This is a genomic window from Olivibacter sp. SA151 (assembly GCF_054130995.1).
In genome coordinates, this window is sequence record NZ_CP096391.1 from 2,683,271 (window position 1) to 2,709,538 (window position 26,268).

The 26,268-nt window shown below is 41.1% G+C and carries 20 protein-coding genes; 13 read left to right on the forward strand and 7 right to left on the reverse strand.

Going from position 1 to position 26,268, the window contains the following annotated elements:
• A complete protein-coding gene (locus tag M1D52_RS10940) occupies window positions 1-813 on the forward strand; it encodes a DUF4249 domain-containing protein (protein ID WP_437392593.1) in 813 nt (270 codons plus the stop codon).
• A gap of 423 nt (window positions 814-1,236) precedes the next feature.
• Here the strand turns inward: M1D52_RS10940 and M1D52_RS10945 are convergent, their stop codons facing one another.
• Window positions 1,237-1,845, reverse strand: coding sequence for a polysaccharide deacetylase family protein (locus tag M1D52_RS10945; RefSeq protein WP_437392594.1), 609 nt, complete (start codon window positions 1,843-1,845; stop codon window positions 1,237-1,239).
• A 78-nt stretch (window positions 1,846-1,923) separates the two neighbouring features.
• Here M1D52_RS10945 and M1D52_RS10950 point away from each other — a divergent pair, with 78 nt between their 5' ends.
• The 5 genes from M1D52_RS10950 to mnmE all read left to right on the forward strand — a co-directional run bounded on the left by M1D52_RS10950 (window position 1,924) and on the right by mnmE (window position 7,235).
• Window positions 1,924-3,312: a TolC family protein gene (locus tag M1D52_RS10950; RefSeq protein ID WP_013667384.1), complete on the forward strand. Its 1,389-nt coding sequence runs from the start codon at window positions 1,924-1,926 to the stop codon at window positions 3,310-3,312.
• Between the two features lie 36 nt (window positions 3,313-3,348).
• On the forward strand, window positions 3,349-4,710 hold the full coding sequence (locus M1D52_RS10955) for an efflux RND transporter periplasmic adaptor subunit (protein WP_013667383.1): 1,362 nt from the start codon (window positions 3,349-3,351) through the stop codon (window positions 4,708-4,710).
• Between the two features lie 114 nt (window positions 4,711-4,824).
• Window positions 4,825-5,199, forward strand: a complete 375-nt coding sequence (locus M1D52_RS10960) for a hypothetical protein (RefSeq protein WP_437392595.1) — start codon at window positions 4,825-4,827, stop codon at window positions 5,197-5,199.
• 30 nt (window positions 5,200-5,229) lie between these two features.
• Entirely contained in the window at window positions 5,230-5,742 is a 513-nt protein-coding gene (locus M1D52_RS10965) for a YdeI/OmpD-associated family protein (protein ID WP_437392596.1), read from the forward strand.
• Window positions 5,743-5,849: 107 nt separating this feature from the next.
• Window positions 5,850-7,235: a tRNA uridine-5-carboxymethylaminomethyl(34) synthesis GTPase MnmE gene (mnmE, locus tag M1D52_RS10970; RefSeq protein ID WP_041387635.1), complete on the forward strand. Its 1,386-nt coding sequence runs from the start codon at window positions 5,850-5,852 to the stop codon at window positions 7,233-7,235.
• A 55-nt stretch (window positions 7,236-7,290) separates the two neighbouring features.
• On the opposite strand, the gene M1D52_RS10975 is transcribed toward mnmE, so the two are convergent.
• The 4 genes from M1D52_RS10975 to M1D52_RS10990 all read right to left on the reverse strand — a co-directional run bounded on the left by M1D52_RS10975 (window position 7,291) and on the right by M1D52_RS10990 (window position 10,437).
• Window positions 7,291-8,073, reverse strand: coding sequence for a LamG domain-containing protein (locus tag M1D52_RS10975; protein WP_437392597.1), 783 nt, complete (start codon window positions 8,071-8,073; stop codon window positions 7,291-7,293).
• Between the two features lie 264 nt (window positions 8,074-8,337).
• Complete coding sequence (locus M1D52_RS10980) at window positions 8,338-8,715, reverse strand: hypothetical protein (RefSeq protein WP_013667380.1); 378 nt, start codon at window positions 8,713-8,715, stop codon at window positions 8,338-8,340.
• 150 nt (window positions 8,716-8,865) lie between these two features.
• Window positions 8,866-9,447, reverse strand: coding sequence for a tRNA-(ms[2]io[6]A)-hydroxylase (locus M1D52_RS10985; protein WP_437392598.1), 582 nt, complete (start codon window positions 9,445-9,447; stop codon window positions 8,866-8,868).
• A 534-nt stretch (window positions 9,448-9,981) separates the two neighbouring features.
• On the reverse strand, window positions 9,982-10,437 hold the full coding sequence (locus tag M1D52_RS10990) for a hypothetical protein (RefSeq protein ID WP_289553356.1): 456 nt from the start codon (window positions 10,435-10,437) through the stop codon (window positions 9,982-9,984).
• A gap of 309 nt (window positions 10,438-10,746) precedes the next feature.
• Between M1D52_RS10990 and M1D52_RS10995 the strand changes: the two genes are divergently transcribed.
• The 7 genes from M1D52_RS10995 (at window position 10,747) to pbpC (ending at window position 23,387) form a co-directional block, all read left to right on the forward strand.
• Window positions 10,747-11,049, forward strand: coding sequence for an ArsR/SmtB family transcription factor (locus M1D52_RS10995; RefSeq protein WP_041387630.1), 303 nt, complete (start codon window positions 10,747-10,749; stop codon window positions 11,047-11,049).
• Window positions 11,050-11,100: 51 nt separating this feature from the next.
• On the forward strand, window positions 11,101-12,201 hold the full coding sequence (locus M1D52_RS11000; RefSeq protein ID WP_437392599.1) for an NADH:flavin oxidoreductase: 1,101 nt from the start codon (window positions 11,101-11,103) through the stop codon (window positions 12,199-12,201).
• Window positions 12,202-12,638: 437 nt separating this feature from the next.
• Window positions 12,639-13,475, forward strand: a complete 837-nt coding sequence (gene epsC, locus M1D52_RS11005; RefSeq protein WP_130855692.1) for a serine O-acetyltransferase EpsC — start codon at window positions 12,639-12,641, stop codon at window positions 13,473-13,475.
• A 44-nt stretch (window positions 13,476-13,519) separates the two neighbouring features.
• Window positions 13,520-14,389, forward strand: coding sequence for a cysteine synthase CysM (gene cysM / locus M1D52_RS11010; RefSeq protein WP_289553355.1), 870 nt, complete (start codon window positions 13,520-13,522; stop codon window positions 14,387-14,389).
• A gap of 93 nt (window positions 14,390-14,482) precedes the next feature.
• Window positions 14,483-14,929 carry a DoxX family protein gene (locus M1D52_RS11015; protein ID WP_013667372.1) on the forward strand — a complete coding sequence of 149 codons (447 nt, stop codon included), beginning with the start codon at window positions 14,483-14,485 and terminating at the stop codon, window positions 14,927-14,929.
• Between the two features lie 234 nt (window positions 14,930-15,163).
• Window positions 15,164-20,668, forward strand: a complete 5,505-nt coding sequence (locus M1D52_RS11020) for an alpha-2-macroglobulin family protein (RefSeq protein ID WP_437392600.1) — start codon at window positions 15,164-15,166, stop codon at window positions 20,666-20,668.
• A gap of 355 nt (window positions 20,669-21,023) precedes the next feature.
• Window positions 21,024-23,387: a penicillin-binding protein 1C gene (pbpC, locus tag M1D52_RS11025; RefSeq protein ID WP_437392601.1), complete on the forward strand. Its 2,364-nt coding sequence runs from the start codon at window positions 21,024-21,026 to the stop codon at window positions 23,385-23,387.
• A 76-nt stretch (window positions 23,388-23,463) separates the two neighbouring features.
• Here the strand turns inward: pbpC and M1D52_RS11030 are convergent, their stop codons facing one another.
• Entirely contained in the window at window positions 23,464-24,087 is a 624-nt protein-coding gene (locus M1D52_RS11030; RefSeq protein WP_377608619.1) for a response regulator, read from the reverse strand.
• Complete coding sequence (locus M1D52_RS11035) at window positions 24,084-26,066, reverse strand: tetratricopeptide repeat-containing sensor histidine kinase (RefSeq protein WP_377608621.1); 1,983 nt, start codon at window positions 26,064-26,066, stop codon at window positions 24,084-24,086. The genes M1D52_RS11030 and M1D52_RS11035 overlap by 4 nt, the downstream gene beginning before the upstream one ends.
• Window positions 26,067-26,268: the final 202 nt, after the last annotated feature.

Consider the following 26,268-nt stretch of genomic DNA (forward strand, 5'->3'; position numbering starts at 1 on the left):
ATGAAAAAATCCCTTCCTTTTTTAAATAAGCAATTGTATATAAATGTTTTAACTCTTTCAATGATTCTTTTTGGTTTAAGTTCCTGTGAAGAAGTGATTGATATTGAATTAAAAGAAGCTGATCAGGTGTTGGTGATAGAAGGCGGGGTGTCGAATACCGAAACAACGCATTATGTTTATATATCCAAAACGGTACCCTTCTCATCAAACAGTACCAATAACCCGCAGTCCGGTGCCGTTGTGAAAATCCAAGAAGAAGGAACGTCCGCGGAGCGTACCTTTACAGAGGTGAGCCCGGGACAATATCGAATAAACAACTATCAGGCGAATCCAGGCCGGACTTATAGATTGACAGTCGGCTTTGAGAATGAGCAATATATGGCTAGTTCAACGATGCCTGCGCCTATTGCCATTGACTCCATCGGGACGGTAACCGATAGCTTTTTTGGCGACGAGGAGAAAACGGTGGGGGTTGTATATCAGGACCCGCCCGGCGAGAAGAATTATTATCGGTACCTGGTTGCCGTGAATGGAAAACCCTCGAACTTCGTTTTTGCTTATAATGATAAGTTTAATGACGGCAAGAAGGTGCAAAGAAATTTATATCATGAAGACCTGGATTTAGCTGTGGGCGATTATGTAGAGGTGGAGCAGCATTGCATCGATCAAGCTGTTTATACCTATTTCAACGGTATTCAGTCGAACAACCCGGGCTCTGCCGCACCCGCCAATCCGAAATCAAACTTTAGCAATGGCGCTTTAGGGTATTTTAGTGCTCATAGTATAACCCGGGCATCTACCACGATTGAGTAGGGGGATAACGAGTGATGAATGATGAGTGATGAGTGATGAGTGAATGATGAGTGATGAACGCCCATTATCACATAAGTTAATTCCTTACTCAACTACTCAACGATTTAACTATTCAACTTAACCCAGACATAAGACAAAGGTATCAGGACACAATCCTTTATTAAAGGATTTAGGCAATAAGCCATAAGTAGGCTTTAAGCAATAAGCGTTAAGCTATAGGCAATAGACGTTAGACTTGCACAAACCACCTATTATCACATTATCACATTGTCTAACCGACCGTAGGGAGCTCATGAGTACCAAAAAAAGCAAACACTTACGAATAATCTGCTATTTCCTACTTAACCACTCAACCACTTAACCACTCAACTACTTAACTACTCAACCACTTAACCACTTAACCACTTAACCACTTAACTATCACTACAAAAGCTTAAATTCATAACCCTTATCCAGCCAATATTCAATGGCTTTTGGGAGGGCGTAAAGTAAGCGCGGTACAGCTTTTATATTGTCGTGAAATACGACGATAGAACCGTTGGTAACATGCTGTATGGCATTTTGGTAACAGGCTTCGGGGCTCAATTTGTGATCAAAGTCGTAGGTTATCACATCCCACATGATGATTTCGTATGTATCTCTTAGTTTTTTGAACTGCGGAAGGGTGCACTTACCATAAGGAGGACGAAATAGATTCGTTTGGGTAAGCTGTTGGCATTTCTCTACATTTTCCAAATAAATAGCTAAAGGTGTTTGCCAGCCTTTTAAATGGTTATAGGTGTGATTGCCTACTCGATGGCCTTGAAGCTTGACTTGCTCAAAAATTTCAGGATGTTTAACAATGTTTTCGCCAACGCAAAAGAAGGTGGCTTGAATGTTATATTTTTTTAAGATATTTAATACCTGTGGTGTAACATCAGGTATGGGTCCGTCGTCAAAGGTTAAATAAATATGCTTTTCTTTCCGATTGCGATTCCAGGTGAGTTTAGGTAGAAGTAAGCGTAACCATAAAGGTGATTTGACAATATTCATTTTACGGCGCAGTGATTTGTTTAGGGCGAAGGTAAAACAATTAAATACATTAATAAGAAGTTGAGAAAAATTTACTAGATGATACAACGTAAACCCGCAATGAAATATTTTAAATATGGCAGCTCAGTACTAATTGCATGTGCCATCTCCGTTTCCGCCAGCGCGCAGAAAACCATTACCATCCGAGAAGCTCTAGATCAGGCTTTACGTAATAATTTACAGGTTAAACAGGCTGTCTTTCAAAGCTCGCTGAGTGAAGAGGATGTGCTGCAGGCGAAGATGGACCTTTATCCATCGGTTAGTGGTACCGTACAAGGGTCTAAGAATTGGGGTTTGAGTTTTGACCAAACAGCAGGTAGGCTTCTGAATACTTCTGTCACTTCTGGAGGAGCCAGTGTCACGGGTAATATGTTGCTGTTTGGTGGATTTCAGAAAGTAAACCAGATTAAAGCGAATAAATACCAATTACTGTCCAATCAAACCAATGTCGATAAAGTAAAAAATGATCTGGTACTACAGGTGGTAACCAAATATTTGGAAGCCTTAAGTAATAAGGATATGGCTACGGCAGCCAAACAACAGGTAGCTTTGTCGACGGAACAATTAGAGGCGCAGAAATATAATTATGAAGTAGGTAATAAGACGTTGGCCGACTTATCCCAAGCGAAGAGCCAATTAGCCACCGATGAATTAAACCTGGTTACCGCGCAAAATGCTTACGATTTATCCATCCTGGATCTGAAACAGTTAATGGAAATGAACCCGGTGAATGATATTGCCCTGGAAAAACCACCCTTGCCGGATGTAGCAAAATTGGTTTCCAGCTATGTAGCAGAAGACATTTATCAAGAGGCCGTGCAGCAATATCCCGATATTAAGGTAGCGGAATACAATACATTGGTGGCATTAAAAAACATAGACATCGCCAAAGGTGGTTTTTATCCGCAATTATCGATCGGAGCAGGGTATGGGACGAATTATTCGTCTCAAGCAGCAATTACTGAGATAATTAATGGTGTTCCAATAACGACTTATCCTAGTTTTGGTAGACAGCTGGATCGTAATAAGAATACAAACGTTTTTGCACAATTAAGTATTCCCATTTTTGACAATTACAGAAGAAACATCACCTTAAGAAAAGCCAAGATTTCTTACGAAAGTGCGGTGAATGATGAACGCTTAGCGAAGAACAACCTGAATAAAGTGGTTAATCAGGCGGTATTGGATCTAAGAACGGCTGAGAAGAAGTATTACTCTACGCAAGAAAATTTTAAATCGGCTTCGGATGCTTTTGAGGTGTTGAAACAACGTTACGATGTAGGTTTGGCAAATGCGGTAGAGCTATCCACACAACAGACTGCCAAGAATAAAGCCGAATTTGATTTTATTCAAGCACGATACGACTTTATTTTTAGAAGCAAGGTGATTGACTTTTATTTAGGTCGCCCCATCACCTTTAATAATTAATGGGCTATTATATTTATCATAACATCAAAATAAACCATGGCGAAGAAGAAAAAAGGTACACTTAAATATATCATCATTGGTGCAGTTGTTTTGCTTATCCTGGTGGTTATAGCCGGCAAGATGGGTTGGATCGGTGGGCCAAAGAAAGAATTGATTGCCACCGAGAAAGCGGAGAAGCGGACGGTTCAGGAAACGGTATCGGCTAGTGGCAAGGTACAGCCTGAAAAAGAGGTGAAGCTGAGCTCGGAAGTGTCCGGAGAAATTGTGGAACTGAATGTGAAGGAGGGAGAAGTGGTGACGAAAGGACAAATTTTATGTCGTATTAAGCCGGACATCTTACAATCAGGGTATGACAAAGCCGTTGCTTCTTTAAATTCACAACGTGCTGCATTAGCTTCTGCACAACAACAATTGAAGCAATCCGAAGCTTCCTTAAATATTATGGAAGCTACTTTTAAACGGACGCAACAGCTTTACAATCGGAAAGTAATTTCGGCCGCGGAATTTGATAAAGCCAGAACCGACTACGAAAGTGCCTTGGCGAGTGTAGAAGCACAACGGCAGAATGTAATTGGCTCCCGTTATGGAATTGACCAATCACAAGCAGCGGTGAAAGAGGCAGGCGACAATTTAGCCAGGACCACTATATATGCACCGGTAGATGGCGTTATCTCCTGGTTGGGGGCTGAGCAGGGAGAGCGTGTGGTAGGAACTGCGCAGATGGCGGGTACCGAGATTATGCGCATTGCTAATATGAGTTCAATGGAAGTGAACGTGGATGTAAATGAAAGTGACATCAACCGGGTTTCGTTGAACAATGAAGCTACCATCGAAATCGATGCATTCCGAGGCAGAAAATTTAAGGGCATTGTAACGGAGATTGCAAGCTCTTCGTCAGCAAATGCCTTGTCTTCTTCCTCTACCACAACCACTTCCAACACGGATCAGGTAACGAATTTTACGGTGAAAGTTCGAATCTTACCGGAGTCGTACGAAGATTTGTTAAAACCGAACCGGCCCAATCCATCTCCTTTTAGACCGGGATTGTCGGCTACAGTTGATATCCTGACGGAAAAAGATACCGGTTTAGCCGTTCCTATCCAAGCGGTAACAACGCGCGAAGATGCAACCGCGAAGAAGGACAGCACGGCCAATGACGCTAAAAAAGACGATGGATTTAAATCGAATGTAAAGGAATATGTATTTGTTTATGATCCGGCCACAACCAAGGTGAAACAAGTCGAGGTAACTACCGGTATTCAGGACGATGCTTATATCCGTATCTTATCAGGACTGAAAGAGGGGCAGGAAGTAGTAATACGGCCGTTCAATGCCATCAGCAAAACCTTGAAAGACGGTGACCTGGTAGAAAAAACAACAAAAGATAAAGTGAATTAGCTGTTGCTTATAAATTAATGAAGCTGACGCGTTGATCTCGGTTTAGTTTTTTTAAAAAGAAAAGTCATTCTTATTTATATGTTTATTATATTTGATTAATAAATTATAAATATTATGAAAAAAATCTTGATTTTGATGTTTGTTTTAGCCCTTGGATTTACTCCAATGGGAGTTATCGCGAAAGAAGTAGAGAACACTGTACATGCTAATTCGTCATTAGTTGCTGGATCAAGAATTGCAGATAGTGGTGGTTTTTATACCATTGTGTTTTATGATACCAGCACATCCTCAATAAGTGCAGTGGGGATACAAGATCTATCTGGACAGTACTATTCGGTCATAAGCTATGACGGATTCGTAGGTTATAGTTCCCATACTGGAGGATTATATTCTGTAGATTTTAAGGTGACATTTTACCATCCAGATTTTGGACAAAATATTACTTTGAGATTCGACGGGCCGTTTAATTATGAGAGTATTGGAGGTTAATTTGTAAATAAAGAACGTAGATTTACAGCTATGATCTTCCAAGCTGAGATACTAAAATTTAGCAGTAAAGGCGAAAAGAGCGGCTGGTCTTACATCGAAATTCCGCGAGCGCTTGCAGAGCAGTTAAAATCAGACTATCGAAAGAGTTTTCGTGTAAGAGGGATAATAGATCAGCAGCCTGTGCATGGATTAGCCCTTACCCCCATGGGTGAGGGCAATTTTATTTTAGCATTAAGGGCATCGCTGCGAAAAAAAATCCGTAAAGAAGAAGGTGATATCATCCAGCTGGAGCTGGAAGAGGATACCGACTTCAAAATGGAAATACCCGAAGATCTTGAGTTATGCCTTTGTGAGGAGGAGACTTGGATCAACCAATTTCTATCCCTGGCAAAGTCGCACCAGCATTACTTTATCAAATGGATCGATGAAGCCAAAACGGAAGCAACGCGTACCAAACGGATTGCCTTAACGGTAGAAGCAATGGAAAAACAGCTCGACTTTGGTGCAATGATCCGTATGGACAAAGCGAGGAGGAATAGTTAAAATGCCTGTTAAATAAAAGATGGCGTACATTTTGATAGGAGGTTATGAGCAATGATATTTAAATTCATCGCTAGAAATTATCTCCTAACAAATAAGTATCTTTGTGTATGTCAATAATAAGCATGGAAGCCGAAAGTGCTGACACAATTGTTGCACTTGCGACACCCACAGGAAGCGGTGCCATTGCCGTTATCCGTTTGTCGGGACCACAAGCAATTGAAATAGTAAACGGCGTCTTTAAGGGAAAAGATTTAAGCAAACAAGCAAGCCATACAGTGCATTTTGGAACCATCCGCGACGAGGACGGGAAAATTTTAGATGAAGTGCTGGCTTCTATTTTTATTGCACCCCATTCTTATACGAGAGAAAATGTAGTAGAGGTTTCTACGCATGGTTCCAAGTATATTGTAGAAAGCATTATTAAGCTTTTTATAAGAAAAGGTGCCCGTGCTGCAAAACCGGGGGAATTTACACTTAGAGCTTTTTTGCATGGAGGAATGGATCTATCACAGGCGGAGGCTGTGGCAGATTTGATTGCTTCTAATTCGGCCGCTTCACATCAAGTTGCAATGCAGCAAATGCGTGGTGGCTTCTCCAATGAATTAAAACAATTACGGGAACAGCTGATTCATTTTGCTTCTATGATTGAGCTGGAGCTCGATTTTTCGGAGGAAGATGTCGAATTTGCAAACCGCAGTCAACTCAAGGATCTCATCCTGGAGATCATTAAAGTGTTACACCGACTTATTTTATCGTTTGAGCAAGGTAATGTGCTAAAGAATGGCGTTCCGATCGTTATTGCCGGTAAACCAAATGTGGGTAAATCCACGCTGTTGAATGCTTTGCTAAACGAAGAAAGAGCGATTGTGTCTGATATTGCCGGTACAACGCGGGATACCATTGAGGATGAAATCAACATTCAAGGAGTAAGTTTCCGTTTTATCGATACGGCTGGCATTCGGGATACGGAAGATATTATTGAAGCGAAAGGGGTGGAACGTACGCGCGAGAAAATGAAAAAGGCCCGATTGGTTATTTATTTGGTAGATCCGGTTGATGATGCATTTGAAGAGGTTTCCATTCAGGTGGCGGATCTGATTTTACTGAGAACGCCTTTTGTTCTGGTCATCAATAAAAAGGATCTGTTATCACCCGATGCGTTAGCCCAATACGAGCCGCTTAACCCGGTATTTATATCAGCTAAAAGTGGAGATGGGGTAGAGGCGCTGAAAGAAGAGCTCTTAAATCAGGTAAGTCTCCGAAATATTAATGTAGATGATGTAATGGTAACCAATATTCGGCATGTAGAAGCGCTTCTTAAAACACAGGCATCGCTGGAAAAGGTTTTGTACGGAATTGATAACCCGATTACCTCAGACTTTCTAGCGATGGACATAAGGCAGGCACTCCATCATTTAGGAGAGATTACGGGACAAGTAAGTACGGAAGACCTCTTGGATAACATATTCAGTAAGTTTTGCATCGGTAAGTAAATACCGTAAATAAAAAAGGAGGTGCTAAATCGAGTGAACACCTCCTTAAATCCAACTAACTATCTTTGCTAAAAAATAGCATCGCTATTTCATGGTCACTCAGCTTCCGGTTGTAAGTCCGAACATCATCCAATATTCCTTTGAAAGGCCTTAACCGATCCCCCGTGTGATTGCCTCCTTCAAACATCCATCCACCAATAGTAGATGCTGCAGGCGCCTCAAATTCCTCCGGGTCCCATAGCTCCCAGCCATCAATGTAATTAGCGCTGAACGTTTTCTTTTTGTCTACGAATACCTCTAGGAGCTCTTCGCTATCCGACCACCGAACAACCACATGTTTCCATTTATTTGCTTGAATAACGGAGGGTATGATGAAGTCCTCCAGTTGGCCATCACTCCCAAGAGTTCCCCACCGTCTATCCGATAGTAAGGTTATGCTATCACCATCAAGAGCGAGACGGTATGGAGAAATGCCCATGGTAGTCCCTCCGTAAGAAAATATAGGGTAGATATTATTCAGGTTTTCTACCCTCACCCAGAAGGAAAAAGTGCCCACGGAATCGTGCATTTTTACATTGGCGTTGAGGTAATTACTATCCAAGGATATTGCAGCATTTGAATTGCCGAATCGGTCTTCAACATATTGTGCACCGTGGCTGTCATATTCCTGGTTGCTTATCGCCTCTATACTATTTCCATCAAAAGGAAAGTGTACAACCAGACCTTCACTCAAATCCCCCGGTTCGCCGGGATTCATGTGACCATCTTTGTCACAGGCGAGAAACATGGCTGCCGTAAGAAGCATCACCAGCGTCCCTAAACTAAATTTTGATTTCATAACCTACGTTTAATTTTTCATAATAAACTGATTTATAGTGTTATGTTGATTGGTAGATTGAAAACAATCTCCAACAGAGATTGTTTAGCTTTCATTTGATTTGTATATAATCTGTGCTAATTGCACATAATTTCTCTTTTTGTCAGAATGAATAGTCTCACAAAGATTGCAGACGCAAATTGCCGCTGATGCAAGAACCGTTTAAACATAAAAACCACCTATCGCGCTGATAGATGGTTTTTATCTAGAAAGTATAGCACGTAACTAACGTGTACAATCAGCTGTCCACGTACCATTATCGTTTGATACCAGCATTTTCAAGGTATTCGCGGTTATGGTAATGCCGGTAAGTCCATCGCCTATACTAACGTAAGTGTTGTCCCCCTGTTGCTGAAACTTAACGCCATTAATATTGGGGATGCTACTGCCAAAATCGAAGGTATACGAATCATCGACTTTGACAACAGTTACACGGCCATCGTCATCCGCAATGGTCTCGCTTCCGTTGCTGAAGGTGATGGTTCCGTTGTATGTCCCTACAAAGAAATCGTTGTCTGCCGGATCGTCGTCTTTACTACACCCCACAGTAAACAAGAGCATGGCAATGGCCAACATGCCTAAAAATTTAATTTTGCTTTTCATAGTAATATAGATATTTAGCACTAGATAAGGCAAGCACCATGCCAAATGCAGTTGATGCAAATTTAAACGGTTAGGGAGTCGTATATAATTATCTCTATATCAAAGGATTTTTAGGAAATTGCAGGGTGACTGATTCGAGATAATAAACCGTCATCCATGTATATGTTCTCTTTTTCCGTAGGACTGAATGAGCTTACCTTCAAATTCCAACCATTCTTTCCAGCGTTTATCCACATCTACATCGAGGGTGTATTTACGTGCAAAATTTAAAAAAGTAGTGTAATGATTGGCTTCTGAGACCATGAGGTCATAATAAAATTTGGCCAATTCCTCGTCCACTATATTTTGGGATAGCACGCGAAAACGCTCGCAACTGCGAGCCTCAATCATGGCTGCAAAGAGTAATCGATCAATAAAAGCGGTATTTCGGCTGCCGTCTTTTTTAGAGAATCGCATCAGCTGGTTTACATAGTCGTCCTTCCGCTCTCTGCCGAGTGTATAACCTCGTTTTTTGATGATATCAATTACCATTTGGAAATGTTGCATTTCTTCAATAACAATCGCCGTTAATTCGTGCACTAAATCTTCGTGTTCGGAATTGTTGGTAATTAACGAAATGGCGTTAGAGGCTGCTTTCTGCTCGCACCAAGCATGGTCTGTTAAGATCTCTTCCAAATTTGTTTGCGCAATATTCGCCCAACGGGGGTCTGTCAGTAGTTTTAATCCAAGCATAGCAAAGTCTTTTCCATGCAAACTTAGGGAAAAGCTTTTAATTTAGAAGGGACGATTGAGTAGTTAAGTGGTTGAGTAGTTAAGTGGTTGAGTAGTTGAGTGGTTGAGTAGTTGAGTGGTTGAGTAGTTGAGTGGTTGAGTAGTTGAGTAGTTAAGTGGTTAAGTGGTTAAGTAGTTAAGTAGTTAAGTAGTTGAGTGGTTAAGTAGGAAATAGCCGATTATTCGTAAGTGTTTGCTTTTTTTGGCACTCATGAGCTCCCTACGGTCGGTTAGCCAATTTACCCAAAGTCTTATATAACCAATGTGATAATGTAATAATAGGTGGTCTGGGCAAGTCTAACGTCTATTGTCTATAGCTTAACGCTTATTGCCTAAAGCCTACTGCTTATAGCTTATTGCCTAAAGCCTTTAATAAAATCTTATGTCCTGCTACCCTTGTCTTATGTCCGGATTATTGTAACATCCCTGCCTATCGTGAAGATTCTCGATAGGCAGGGATAACCAGACCCTACGTTGTACCGTTGAGTATAAAACCTAGTATTGATAATCCTGATGATACTGTGTGCCAAAGCCGCTTATAGTTTGTGTATCTTCTTTAAGCACCTTGCCATTAATCTCTGCCTTATAAGTGAATTTAATCGGCGTATCGTCAAAGTTTTGGCAGGAAATGACAACCCCAGTGTCATAATGAGGAACATTAGATTCAACAACATAAGTCTTTTTGCTCGGAAAATCATCAGCTGTTAAGGTAATAGTTGTCTCGTTGGTGCGAAGTTGTCCATTTACTTTCCAGAGATTTTTTTCTTGAGATACCGTCACTCCTATGAAATTGAACGTTGCCGTTTCATCAACGCCAACACCCTCCACTGTAATTGTGTATTTTGCATTCTTCGTGTCTTCAACTTGTGGTTGTGGATCATCGTCGTCCGAGCAGGCGTTCATGGCCAATACACTGGCCGCTAAAAAACAGGATAGAAAAAATCGTTTCATAAGTGTAATTAATATGTTTTAAACTTTTGTTCTTAATTATCGAGGGATATAACTTCTTTATAAAGGCCCGAAATAATTTTCCCAAAGGTATACAGCCGAGAAAAGCTGAGCAATTCCGGTTTATGGGTGTTTTTTTCTACTGGTTTTCCGGTAGCGATCCACATCTGCAATCTTTCACATTGAAGCGGAAATTTTTGAAAGGCGAGTATAAGGTCAACGAAATGTAATTCAATCCACTTATTATCAATGTTTCGTCATTTGCATCTCTATCAATAGGGATATCGGGAAAAGTCGATATATATTTGCTGCATGGATCAATTGGCGATTTTCAAAGCACTCTCTAATAAGACCCGGTTGGATATCCTCCAATGGCTTAAAGACCCTGAACTGCATTTTCCTCCACAGGAGCATGCCGACTTTATGGAAGTTGGGGTTTGTGTAGGAAAGATACAGGAGAAGTGCGGCATGACACAGTCGACGGTGTCAGAATACTTGGCCCTGTTATTAAAGGCCGGTCTACTGGAAGCAACAAGAATAGGACAGTGGACCTACTATAAACGTAATGAGAAGGCCTTTGAATTGTTAGGAGACTTTGTGAAATCGGCGCTATAAATTAAAAAGTAAGAAGCTTGCCTCCCGTAGGGAGGGTAAAAATTTAAAAGAATGAGTACCACAAAATTGTTTGAACCTTTTCAACTGAAGTCGTTGAATTTAAAGAATAGAATCGTTATGGCGCCTATGACACGGTCATTCTCGCCGAATGGTGTGCCCACAAATGCAGTGGCTGCATATTATAGCAAGCGAGCTGCAAGTGATGTAGGGTTAATTTTATCAGAAGGTACGGTGATTGACCGCGTATCCTCTTCGAACGACCCAAATATCCCGCATTTCTATGGCGAATCGGCCTTGGCCGGCTGGCAGCAGGTGATTAAGAGTGTACATGCAGCAAGAGGCAGCATGGGGCCGCAGATATGGCACATGGGTATTATGGAAAATCACTATTCCGGGTGGGTTCCTGCAGCACCTTTTGAAGGACCTTCAGATTTGGCAAGGCCGGGGTTTTCCAATGGGAGGGCCATGAGTGAAAAAGACATTGAAGACACCATACGAGCTTTTGGTAGGGCGGCAGCAGACGCAAAGCGTTTAGGCTTTGATTGTGTTGAGATACACGGGGCACATGGTTATTTAATCGATCAATTTTTCTGGGAAGCCACCAATAACCGAACAGATATTTATGGGGGCAAAACCTTATCCGAACGTTCACGTTTTGCCATAGAAGTCATCAAAGAGGTTAGAAAACAGGTTGGGGAACATTTTACCATTATTTTGCGCCTATCGCAATGGAAAGGGAGCGATTATAGCTATAAACATGCAAAAACACCTGCTGAGATGGAAGCATGGTTGCAGCCCTTAGCCGACGCAGGTGTTGATATTTTTCATTGTTCACAACGTCGTTTTTGGGAAGCAGAGTTTGAGGAATCTGACTTAAACTTTGCGGGTTGGGCGAAAAAGTTGACAGGAAAGGCTACCATTACGGTTGGGTCTGTTGGCTTGTCCGGTGAGTTTTTAGCCGCGTTTAGAGGTGAGAGTTCCAACCCTAGTTCGTTGGATGAGCTTATCCGCCGATTGGATAGGGGGGATTTCGATCTTGTGGCTGTAGGACGTGCACTTTTAGCGGATCCACTCTGGGTTACGAAAATACGAGATAATCGTTCGGATGAATTAAAGGGTTTTACCCGAGAAGCCCTGGTTGAGTTGATTTAATTTAATCATGCTTTCTGATAAGAGACCTGCCGGTAGCGATTTTGTAATGACATCTGCGGTGCATCAGACATTGTTAATACCGACGGGTTTCTATTTATAAACCTCGCCGTATCTCAGGCAACACCCAAAATTTCTCAAAAAGGGAGCAAAAGATTCAAATATTATATTGAACTAACAAAAGTGTTGCCATAAATGCAATAATTTTCCGTCCTTTACAATAACATTATGCCACGGGAAGAAAGTTCTTTGTGGTTGAGAAGAGATAGATGAAAGGCCAGCTTTCATGAATACCTTATAAAATAAACGTGGATGGCTAATCGCTTTTATGTGCTAAAAGGCATTATACGTAAAAGCGTTGCTCGCTTGTTCTATTTTGTATGTCAGATTCACGATGGATAGGCTAATTATCAAAGTTTATATAATCAGAATAAAACCACATGAGCGAAGATTTTCTTCAACACATTTATGAGAAACAGCATCGGGTAGAAGTAGTTCCCTCTAATAAAGTAATAGCGGAATGGGCCTTTAATTTATTGGATTTAATTTATCCGGAACGACTTACTTCTCCTAAGCAGAGTTTAACGGGGATACGGGAACGTTTTTTAAGTTTGCAAAGCGATTTGGTGAAACTTTTGGACGCAACAAAAGCTTGCAAAGACTGTAATAATCAAGCGGTAGCAGCAATTTTTTTTGAGCGCGTTCCTGACTTGTATCGTGTAATGAATACCGATGTGGAAGCTATTTTAAATGGTGATCCGGCTTCGCGGAGTAAGTTTGAAATTATTCGTACCTATCCGGGGTTTTTGGCAATTTCTCTCTATCGTATTGCTCACGCTTTGTTCAAATTGGAGGTGCCATTAATACCTCGGATATTAACAGAGCATGCACATTCGCTTACGGGGATCGATATTCATCCGGGTGCGGAAATCGGCGAGTATTTATATATCGACCATGGTACAGGGATCGTAATTGGAGAAACTACGGTTATCGGTAATCATGTTAAACTTTACCAGGGGGTAACTTTGGGCGCGTTAAGCGTGGAAAAGTTTATGGCTAATACGAAACGACATCCGACCATTGAAGATTATGTAATAATTTATGCAGGAGCTACGATTCTGGGAGGAGATACGGTGGTAGGAACACACTCGACAATCGGCGGTAATGTTTGGCTTACGAAAAGTGTTCCTGCGGGATCTACGGTGTATCATCAATCGACTATCAAGGTAGTGGAAGCGGGTATAGGAAGTACCATCGTTGACCCTGGAAAGAAATAGGTATTTAAATCAAACAATGGGGTTAAGAGCATTAGTTTATTGAAATGGACATTATAGAAAGTATAGGTAATACACCGCTGGTTGAAATCAAGCGTTTAAATAAAAATCCAAAGGTAAAGTTATTCGCTAAGTTAGAGGGGAATAATCCGGGTGGAAGCGTGAAAGACAGAGCTGCCTTGAATATGATTCGCAGTGCGATGGAACGAGGTGAAATTAAAGCAGGTACCCGTCTTATTGAGGCTACTAGCGGAAATACAGGTATTGCTCTTGCCATGATTGCGGCGATCTATGGACTGGAAATTGAACTGGTCATGCCATCTAATTCTACGAGAGAGCGTACACTTACGATGGAAGCATATGGGGCAAAAGTTACTTTACTTGAATCGATAGAGGTTTGCCGGGATTATGCCGAGGAAAAAGCAGCAAATGAGAATTTTTTTATCCTAAATCAATTTGCTAATCCCGATAACTATATGGCCCATTATAAAACTACAGGACCAGAGATCTGGAACGACACGGCAGGAACCATTACCCATTTTGTAAGTTCAATGGGTACTACGGGTAGTATCATGGGCAATTCTATGTATCTGAAAGAGAAAAGTAAGGATATACAGATTGTAGGTTGCCAACCTACTGAAGAATCGTCTATACCGGGCATAAGGCGTTGGCCGGTGGAATACTTACCGAAAATATTCGACCCTTCGCGGGTAGACCGAATTATTGACGTGTCTCAGCAGGATGCTACACTTCGTGCAAGACAAATGGCCAAAGAGGAAGGCATTTTTGTAGGAATGAGTTCCGGTGGTGCGCTGCAGGCAGCACTTCAGGTGGCGGATGAGCTAGAGCATGGGGTTGTTGTCTTTATAGCTTGTGATCGGGGTGACCGTTATTTGAGCAGCGATTTGTTTGGGTAGGGAGAGGGTATGACCTCCATTAAATGAAAATAAAATTGTAAATGCGATTTTATTTTTGTTAACTTTATATAACCAATTAGAAAGGAGGTTATTATGAACCTAATCCACAGAATCGAACATTGGGGTGATGCACATCACCCTCGCTGGATGGATGCTGTTAGAATTGTATTGGGTGTTGTTATTTTTGCTAAGGGTGTAAGCTTTATAGCTGATACGGATTCGGTAGCGCGTTTACTGGAAAATACCCATTTCCAATTATCCATTTGGTCGGCTGTGCATTATATTGCTTTTGCGCATTTGGTTGGCGGGATTTTTATCGCGCTGGGATTAGTAACGCGAGTGGCCATTGCCTTTCAGCTGCCAATTTTATTCGGTGCAGTGTTTTTTGTAAACATTACCAACGGTTTTAGTTTCTTAAACTCAGAATTCTGGTTCTCGCTGGTGGTTTTGCTATTATTAATCGTTTTCTTCATTGTCGGTTCAGGACGGTATTCGCTTGATCATGAAATGAGAAGGCCCGGTAATAAAAGATGGTTTTAGAAAATTACCTGAAAACAGGTATTTCGAGACCGAACAGCTTCTTTTAGCTTTGCTGTATAAACAAAGCTGTCTACATGTATTATATCAAATTTCATAACATTGATTAAGCTACCTTCTTAAGGAGGTAGTTTTTTTATTGTCTGTATTTAAATGGCTATCAAAAACCTTATATGTATCTTCCGGAACTGTTACTAATATCCGATTAGACGCATTATGGTTTTCACAATTTGCTCTATGAAGAAAAAATACCTATTCATTTATTTTCTTTTCCTCTTGGTTGCCTGCGCAAAAAAAAACGGAAAAGATTTCAATTCTGACTTTTCATTATATAAAGATTATATCACCGAATTTACGTCGGGCATTATATCGGCGAAGTCAACGATTCGTATCGTGCTCAATTTCAACAGAAAGGAATGGATGCCGAATCAGGAATTGGAATCCAATCTCTTTGAGATTACACCAAAGGTTGAAGGGAAGGTTATTGCTTTATCGCAAAATACGCTGATGTTTAAACCGAGTAAACGATTAAAGCAGGATACAGAATATCAAATTTCATTTAAGTTGAAGGAGTTGATTGATGTGCCTAAAGAACTGAAAGAGTTCAATTTCACAATAAAAACGATTAAGCAAGATTTTGTGGTGCTTAGCAGAGAATTGCAATCCTACAGTTCGGAATATCAATTTCAACATGCCATTTTGCGGACAAGCGATGAGATGGACGTACAATTAGCGGCAAAATTGATATATGCCAAACAAGGAACGGGCAAGTTGCCTATTCGCTTTGATCAGATCAAGTCGGGGACTGAATTCCGCTTTATCGTAGATAGCATCAAAAGACCGGAAAAGGATGGATCGATTCAGTTAATGTGGGACGGAAGCGACTTGGATATCGATCAAAAAGGGGAGGAAGAAATAGAAATAGCCGCAAAAGGCCATTTTAAGGTGATGAAGGCTACAGTGGCTGAGGAGAATAATCAACTGCTTTTGATTAATTTTTCAGATCCACTCAAAAAAAGTCAAGACTTTGAAGGCTTGGTGACGATTGACTCAGCAAAAAGTTTGACGTATACTGTAGACGGGAATGTGCTCAAAGTGTTTTTGAGCGAGCCCCTTAAAGGGGAGCGACTCTTAGAGGTTTTCCAGGGCGTGGAAAGTGCACAAGGGACGAAGCTTAAAAAGGGTTATACAAAAAAAGTATACTTTGAACAAACAAAACCCGGTGTGCGACTGCTTAAAAATGGGACCTTACTTCCAAGCTCGAATAACCTAAAGTTGAATTTTGAAGCGGCTAACCTAAAGGCTGTAGATGTAAAAATTTACAAGATTTATCAAGATAATATTTTGCAGTTTTTGCAGGATAATGATCTAAATGGCAGTTACAATCTGCGAAAAGTTGCTTTGCCTATTGCGAAGAAGAAAATTGAACTGACGCAAAACCGATTATATAACAATGGGAAGTGGAATGTTTTTGCCTTAGATCTCGCTTCACTGATTAAGCCGGATCCAGGTGCGATTTATCATGTCGAATTTAGCTATAAAAAAGCCTACTCTATTTATCCATGTAGTAGCCAACCGGAAGAAAACCAAGAGGAGCCGGAAGAACAAAGCCTGGAAGACGAGCAGGCATCTTTTAGAAGCAATGAGTCTGAAGACTATCCTTACTACGACGACTATAATTGGCAAGAGAGAGAAGATCCATGTGCTAATTCATATTATTATTACGACAACAAAGTGTCAACCAACGTCTTGGCTACCGACTTGGGTGTGATTGCTAAAATGGGTAAAAACGGCTCTTATTTTTTTGCCGTGAATAACATTGTAACAACCGAAGTGGTATCGGGAGCACATATCGAACTTTATGACTATCAACAACAGAAAGTTGGTGAGGCGACTACAAACGACGAAGGAATAGCGCACTTAGACCATACAAAAAGAGGATATTTTGTTATCGTAAAGAAAGATAATAGTAGTACCTATGTAAAACTTGAAGAAGGGCTTTCTTTATCATTAAGCAATTTCGATGTCGCCGGTAACGAGCTTGAGAAAGGTTTGAAGGGGTACATTTATGGAGAACGGGGTGTTTGGCGTCCCGGAGATACTTTGTTTCTTTCGTTTATGTTAAATGATCAGGCTAATAGGCTACCGGCAAATCATCCTATAAAGCTGCGGCTAACCGATCCTAACGGAAAGTTGTTTACCCAGCTAGTACAACGATACAATGAGCGTAATTTATACCGATTTGTTATTGCTACAAAAGATGAAGCTCCTACAGGAAATTGGGAAGCTGTTGTGAGCGTTGGTGGTGCCCGATTTTATAAAAGTATCAAAATAGAAACCATTAAACCCAACCGTTTAAAGATAAAGAACAACCTGGCCGGTCGGGTGCTACAAGCAAATAGTGCAACAACTGATGAAATTTCGGTAATCTGGTTGCATGGAGCTGTGGCTAAGAATCTGAAAGCAGAAATGCAAGCCAAGTTTTATCAAATGAAAACTACATTTAAAGGCTTGGCTAACTATGTTTTTGATGATCCGGCACGCAGCTTTAGCACCGAAGAGGTGAACGTGTTCTCCGGAAATGTTGATGAAAACGGAAAAGCAACGATTGGTATCAAACCGCAGTTACATGGGCAAGCGCCCGGTATGTTGAAGGCTTCCTTCATTACAAAGGTATATGAAAATGGTGGCGATTTTAGCACGGATGTAGCAACAGCTACTTATTCGCCTTATCAAACCTATGTGGGTTTAAAATCGCCGGAACCGAATAAATACGGTATGTTGGAAACAGGTAAAAGCAATCGATTTGATATTGTAACGGTTGATGAAAAGGGAAGACCGAAGGCAGTAGCCAACTTGGAAGTGAAAATATATAAAGTGGATTGGCGATGGTGGTGGGATGCTTCGAACGATAACCTATCAAGCTATAGTGCTTCTTCCAGCAAAACACCTTTTAAAAGTTATCGTATCAGCACCGGTACGAGTGGTAAAACGAGCGTGCAGTTTGTTGTGAACGATGAGGACTGGGGTAGATATTTTGTACGTGTAACCGACTTGGACGGGGGGCACGCAAGCGGTGAGACGGTATTGATCGACTGGCCTTACTGGTCGGCTAAGACTAAAAATACCGATGGGACAAATGCAAATATGTTGGTGTTTTCTACCGATAAGCCAAAATACAATGTAGGGGAAAAGATGAAGATTTCCTTTCCTTCAAGTGAAGGGAGCCGAGCCTTGGTATCAATTGAAAGTGGCGCGAAGATTGTAAACACGTATTGGGTAGAAACAAAAAAGGGTGAGACGCAGCTAGAAGTACCTGTTACTTCTGAAATGGCACCCAATATCTATCTTTTTGTGACACTCTTACAACCACATGCTTCCACGCTGAACGACGCGCCTATTCGTTTGTATGGTGTGGTGCCTGTAGAGGTGTTGGATAAAGAAACCATTTTACAGCCCGTTCTTTCCATGCCGGATGTATTACGCCCCGAGCAAGCGGTTAGTCTGCAGGTGAAAGAGAAAAATGGAAGGGCTATGAGTTATACGATCGCTATTGTGGACGAAGGCTTACTGGATCTTACTCGTTTCAAGACGCCAAATGCTTGGGACAAGTTTTATGCGAGAGAAGCCTTAGGTGTTAAAACATGGGATGTATATAATGACGTTATAGGCGCTTATGGTGGCAAGATCAATCAGGTATTCAGCATAGGCGGTGACGAGGATATTGGAGGTGGCGAAAATAAACATGCAGATCGCTTCAAACCGGTTGTGATTTATCTGGGCCCCTTCCACCTGTCGAAAAATGAAAGCAAAACCCATCGTGTCAAATTGCCGAACTATATAGGATCGGTTCGTACGATGGTGGTTGCCGGTGATGCTAAAACGAGCGCTTATGGAAGTACAGAAAAGGCGACACCCGTTAGAAGCCCATTAATGGTATTAGCATCGCTGCCTCGGAAGATTTCTCCAGGGGAAAAAGTAACCTTACCAGTGACCGTTTTCGCTATGGAAAATCAGATAAAGAATGCACGGGTCCAGGTAAAGGTAAGCAAAGGAATAAAAGTGCTGGGGTCGAGTGCCAAATCGCTTAGCTTTAGTGGTCCGGACGAGAAGATGGTGTACTTCGATTTGGAAGTAGGTGCGTTAACCGGAATGGCAAAAGTGGAAGTCGTGGCAAGCTCGGGTAATGAAAGGGCATCATATCCGGTGGAGATCGATGTCACAAATCCGAATCCGATAACCCACGATTATAAAGAACTGGTATTGAAAGCCAACGAAGAGCAGACACTCACTTGGGAGCCTTTTGGTGTAGATGGTAGTAACAAAGCGCGTATAGAGCTTTCCTCTTTTCCTTCTATAGACCTTAATGCCCGGTTGAATTATTTGATTCAATATCCTCACGGTTGTTTAGAACAGACAACATCCAGTGTTTTTCCGCAATTGTACCTTGGCGATATTGTTGATTTAGAAGCTGCCAAGCGCGAAGCTATTCAACGAAATGTAGTTGAAGGTATCAGCAAACTCGCCGGGTTTCAATTACCGGACGGGGGATTTGTTTATTGGCCCGGCTTATCGTCAGCCGACGATTGGAGTACGTCCTATGCGGGGCACTTTTTGTTAGAGGCGGAGACAAAAGGATATGTTTTGCCGATTGATTTTAAAAACAAATGGATAAGCTATCAACAGCGAGCGGCAAGACAATGGCGTATGGAGACACATCCCGGTAGCGATTTCGCGCAGGCTTATCGATTGTATACCTTGGCATTAGCAGGTGCTCCTGATTTGGCCTCGATGAACCGTTTAAGGGAAACGGTAGGTATTTCTAATGAAGCTCGTTTACGTCTTGCTGCCGCCTATGTATTGGCGGGACAAAAGCACGCCGGTAATGAATTACTGAAAATTAGCAGTATCAATAACGTTAATAATGCTTATAGCTATTATTATTACGGTTCGCCGGAACGCAATCGAGCAATGGTGCTGGAAACTCTGTTATTGTTGAACCGAACGGTCGATGCATTTGCGCTTGCTACGAAAATAGCAAAAGACCTGTCGTCCGGTGCATGGATGAGTACCCAAACCACTGCTTACAGCTTATATTCGATCGCTAAATTTGCAAAATTGAATGGCAAAAACGGTGTTAATGCTCGTTTTAGTTACCATGGGCAAAGTGCGGATGTCAAAACTACAAAATCGTTTATAGACAAGGGCTTACAAATAAATAAGGGACTGAATAGTATCAAAATTAGAAACAATGATAAAAATACTTTGTATGTTAAACTCTTAAACAGTGGTGTTTTACCGGTTGGCCGAGAACAGGTAATTCAGCGAAATTTAACCGTGCAGGTTGAATTCGTAGATAGGGCAGGTAAGGCATTAGACATACATACCCTTAAGCAAGGTACGGAATTTGTTGCCTTGGTAGCCGTTAAGAACCAAAGCTTGGATCGTGTGGAGAATTTGGCATTGACGCAGATTTTACCTTCCGGTTGGGAAATTGTAAATACTCGATATACTGATTATGGGGCTTTTGGACAGAATAAAGCGGATTATATTGATATACGGGATGATCGAAGTTCTTTTTATTTTTCGTTAAACGGCAACGAGAGCCGCACGTTTAAGATTTTATTAAATGCATCTTATCTTGGTAGATATTATTTACCGGGGGTGCAGTGTGAGGGAATGTATGATCATTCTTTCTTAACGCGAACAAAAGGAACTTGGATAGAAGTTGTTGATTATTAGTTATTAGGTGTTAGCGGTTAGGTGTTAGGGTTTAGTTATTGGTTGTTAGTTATTGGTTGTTGGTTATTAGTTATTGGTTGTTGGTTATTAGTTGTTAGTTATTGGTTGTTAGGTGTTAGCAGTTAGGTGTTAGGGTTTAGTTGTTAGTTATTGGTTATTAGTTATTAGTGATCGGAATTTAGTTGCTAGTTATTGAACTACTTAACTACTCAACCACTCAACTTAATTCAGGCATAAAATAATAGTATGGAAACAATAGGCGTTAGGCTTACAGACCGCCTATTATCACATTGGCTAATTACGCACTCAACTACGCAACCATTTAACTACTTAACGTAAAATAAAAATTGAATTGTTGAAAAAAAAGTTACTACTTGTTAAGCATTGGATTGGGCAAAATAAAAAGAAGAGTATAGCTATTTTATTCATCCTGTTGGTTTATTATTTTTCGTTGCCCCGAAAGCTTTTTGACGATCCGTATGTGACCGTAATTGAGGATACACAGGGACAGCTCCTCGGAGCGAAGATTGCATCTGATGGACAATGGCGTTTTCCTGAGCGGGATTCGCTTCCTGAAAAGTTTAAACAGTGCATTGTCAATTATGAAGATCAGCATTTTTATTACCATCCGGGCTTCAATCCAGTGGCCATGTTCAAGGCACTGATTCAGAATACTAGAGCCAAATCCATTGTACGTGGAGGGAGTACGCTTACACAACAGGTAATCAGGCTTTCAAGGAACGGAAAGCGCCGTACTTATTGGGAAAAACTAATTGAGCTGTTTCTAGCCACCCGACTTGAGCTTAGGTATAGTAAAGATAAAATCCTGAATTTATATGGTGCGCATGCCCCCTTTGGAGGTAATGTTGTAGGACTTGAAATGGCTTCCTGGCGTTACTTTGGAACAGACCCAAATCAGCTTTCGTGGGCAGAGGCCGCTACATTAGCGGTCCTTCCCAATGCTCCCGGTCTTATTTACCCGGGAAAAAATCAACAGCTATTGCTCAAGAAAAGAAACCATCTTTTACATAAGCTCTATCATGAAAAACTGATTGACTCGCTTACTTATACGCTTTCTCTTGCGGAACCACTGCCCCAAAAACCGTATGATCTACCGCAAATTGCTCCACATTTACTGGCTAAATTAACCAAAACAGACCGTGGAAGACGGATAAGGACAAGCCTGCAATTAGGTCTTCAACAACGTGTTAATCAACTGGCTAAACAATATTATCTCCAATATAAACAAAATGAAATTTACAATCTGGCAGTTTTAGTGGTTGATGTCAGGAGCAGAAACATATTGGCTTATGTGGGAAATGCGCCGACTGATAAATGGCATCAAAAGGACGTCGATATCATAGAAGCACCAAGAAGTACCGGGAGTATATTGAAACCGCTACTTTATGCCGCAATGCTCAATGATGGCAAGCTACTGCCAAATACCTTGGTGGCTGACGTACCAACCCAGATAGCTGGATATAGTCCCGAAAATTTTAATAGAACTTACGATGGAGCTGTACCAGCCCATAGTGCTTTGGCGAGATCGCTAAATATTCCTGCGGTATTAATGCTTCAACAGTATGGTATCTATAAATTTTATGAAGAATTACAGAAGTTCAAGTTAAAAAATATCAATAAGCATCCCGACCACTATGGTCTTTCTTTAATTCTAGGTGGAGCCGAATCCAACCTGTGGGATTTATGTCGCACCTATGCTAACTTATCCTCTACCTTGAATTATTACAACATCGGTAGCAAATATCGTGAAGATGAATTTGCGGAATTGAATTTGTATGCGAATAATCAGGCGATGTTTGGTAAAGAAACCAGGCAGGAACCGGTTTTGGATGCAGGCTCTATTTGGCTGACTTATAATGCGATGAAGGAAGTGAATAGGCCCAGTGGCGACGAAGCTTGGAAATTTTATGATTCGGCTTTGGAAATTGCTTGGAAAACAGGCACCAGTTTCGGAAATAAGGATGCATGGGCTATTGGTACCACCAAGAACTATGTGGTGGGCGTATGGGTAGGGAATGCAACGGGGGAAGGGCGACCGCTTCTAACGGGAGTTGGAAGTGCAGCTCCTTTATTATTTGATGTCTTTCGGCTCCTGCCCAGAACAACTTGGTTTACCGGTCCGGTCGATAACTTAATAGCAGAGGAAGTGTGCACTGTAAGCGGTTATTTGGCAACCGACCATTGTCCAAAACAAAAGGCTTATATTCCGATTAATGGTATACGAACAAAAACCTGTCCGTATCATCAATTGATTCACCTCGACCGTACCGGCCGATTTCGCGTGAACAGTAGTTGCGAAGCTGTTGACCAGCTAGTTACCCAAAGTTGGTTTGTTTTACCACCGGTTATGGCGTGGTACTATAAAAGTAAACACGCAGATTATAAAGTGCTTCCGCCCTTCCGAGCCGATTGCCTGGGAGCACAGATAGCACGTATGGATTTCATTTATCCGAAGGATTATGCTAGTAAAATCTATTTAACAAAAGATTTTAACGGAATTGTGCAACCTGTAATTCTGAAAGTAGCGCATGCCTTGGATCATACGAAACTCTTTTGGTATGCGAATAAGGAGTTTCTGGGAACTACCGAGACCTTTCATGAGATGCCGTTAAATTTAAAATCAGGCAACTATTTTATCACTGTAACTGATGAAAATGGTATGGAGATAAATAGGAAAATTGAGTTAATTAATGAATAGCTTAGCCCTAAGGTGCTAAGCTTTATGCAAAAAACTATTTCCCTATTTAACAAGCAAGGAAAAAACGCTCAAGTAATTACAGCAAACGATAATCAGTTGCTAATTTTATGACGGAAATAATATTGTTTACTTCAAATTTTTCCATCAATTTTTTTCTGTGACTCTCTACGGTATGTGGACTGATAAAAAGTTGATCAGCAACTTGCTGTGTTGTCAGACCTTTACCGATAAGCTGTAAGACTTCCTTCTCCCGTCGGGTTATCAGTGGAACCGTTATGTGTTGATCGGCTTCGGCATTGGCCATTGTCGTACGCGTAGCAGAGCATAAATACTTTTGTCCCCGCGCAACCGTTCGTATCGCTTCCAGAATTTCGTCGCCAGGGGCATTCTTGATAACATAACCTAAGGCACCATTCTGCAGCATGCTCCGAATTACTGCATGTTCGTTGTGTAAACTTAGTGCTATTATTTTTAAACCGGGATGGTTTCGCTTTAAATCACTGCATAAGTTAATTCCGTTCATATCAGGTAGGTTGATGTCTAAAAGAATGACGTCTACGTCCATTCCTTTCAATGCATCTATGGCCTCTTTTCCTGATTTGTACGACTCAATCAGGGAAATATCTTCATGTGTGAAGAACAAATTCTTTAAACCGTCAATTACGATGGGATGATCGTCTATTATAATAACCTTTATCATGATTTAATATTACATTCTATAGTGAAAGTGGTGCCATTGCCGATTTGCGAGTGAACATCGAGCTCGCCTTGAATATATTCGATGCGGGAAAGTATATTGGTAAGGCCGTTGCCCGCTCTGTTTTTAACCAATAGTGTTTTATCAAAGCCGATCCCGTTATCTTCTACAGTTAACGTTACCTTGTCTTCGCTTTTCAAGAGTTGGACAAAAATGGTACTGGCCTTTGCATGACGAATGGCATTCGTTACCAATTCTTGCATGATTCGATATAAGATCAATTCCTTTTCCTGTGTTAGTTCATTATTATAGTGAAATATCTGACAGATGAGTTGTATTCCCTTGTTTCGCATACGTGAGCAATACGACTTAATGGCCTCGCCAAGACCGTATTTTAAGAGCGTCTCAGGCATCAAGTTCTGCGAGATGAATCGTAGCTCATCTACGGCATAGTCAATTTTTTTTAAAGGGTCGGTAAGCTTGGTATATTTATTTTCCTTTTTTAAAGCACTGGACAGCTCGATTTTTAATGCTGATAACAAGCCTCCCAGACCATCGTGAAGATCACGTGCGATTCGTGTTCGCTCGGACTCTTGCCCGTTTAACATCGCTGATAACAAGGATATCTGGTTGTGCTGACTGATCTTATCCATCTCCAGTTGATGTAGCTTTTTATGTTGTATTAACTGCTTCTTATGATGACGATTGGATTGAAAATACAAGACAGCTAAGGTCAATAATAAAAGAGATGTGGCCGTCAATAAGCCGGTATAAAGGCGATTTTTTTGCAAGGCAAAAGATTTAACTTCGTTTTCATGTTGTAATTGTAAAATTTGTTTTTGCTTATTTGCGTTTTGGAATTTCTCCTCAATTTCATTCAGGTTCGCCTTTTTTTCCGATTCATTTAGGCTGTCGGCGAGGTGCGCATATAAGGATTTAGCTTCGTATGCATGCTTATAATCACCAATTTTTTCATAGATGTCAGCTAAATCATCCAATGCACCTAACTGGCTGCCTTTTAAATTTAGGCGAACGTTCTCCTGTGCATAGGCTAAAGCTCGTTGATTATCACCCATGGCCTGCTTCAGCTTTACCAAAGTTCCTAAGATATTACTCTGGGCAAGCGCATCGGTCTCTTTTTTTGCAATAGAAAGCCCCTTTAGTAAGTCTTTCTCCGCCGGTTGATATTGCTTCTTTTCGAAGGCGTACAGTCCGCGATAGTTGTAATACCAGCTCCACACTTCCTGACGATCATTGGCCTTTAATAAATAATTTTTGGCTTCGTCCAGGTACGGTTTCATCTCGTCAATTCGATCGCTTCTATAATAACAAGCGGCTAAGTTTACGTAGGAATAAGCGAATCGCGCATATTGTTTGCGTTCAACTATTTTTACGGCTACGCTTTTCTTAAAATACTGTATCGCTTTCTCATATTGGCTGATATTCATAAACCAGACTCCGATATTATTATATAGATTTCCCAAGGTGACCTGATCACCTACTTTGTAAGCCAGTGGCACGAGAGAAAGCGCTTCGTTGAGGGCTTTATCCGGTTCCTTACTGATTTTTAACGTAAGGTGATTCTGCTTAATAAAGAGCAGTAGCTTCTGATTTCGGACATTGGAATACTGTAGCAATAAATGCTCGGCCTTTTGATAATAGCTTTCAGCGCTATCTTGCAAATAATAAATTTGAAAGAATCTTGCCAACGATGCATACGCGTTGGCAATGTAGTAGTCTTCTCCGCTTGATAAGGCAAGACTTAACCCTTTTTTTAGGGCTTGAAAACCACCTGAACTATCGGACGAGGCTAAATGACTGCCAATACCAACATATAAACGTGCTTTTAAAGTATCGGAATGAGCATTTTTGAGTTCTCTTTTTAAGCTGTCAATTAATGGGGATTGCTGTTTACCGCGCAAGGGCAAAACAATCGTCATAATCAACAAGCTAAAAAGCGTATATCTAACCGTGGACCTCATATTTTTGGCAAGTTAGTTTTTTTGACGAAGTGGAACAAAGCAAATAGTAAAACCCCGATTTTCAGGGAGCTTATAAAAATACATGATTTCTGCTAGTTTTTTTAGTCTGTGACATGGGCTCATTTGTACGAATGAGGAAAATACCTGAAAACAACTATTTTATGTATGCATAATAAATTATATCTTTGCAAGGTTGAATCGA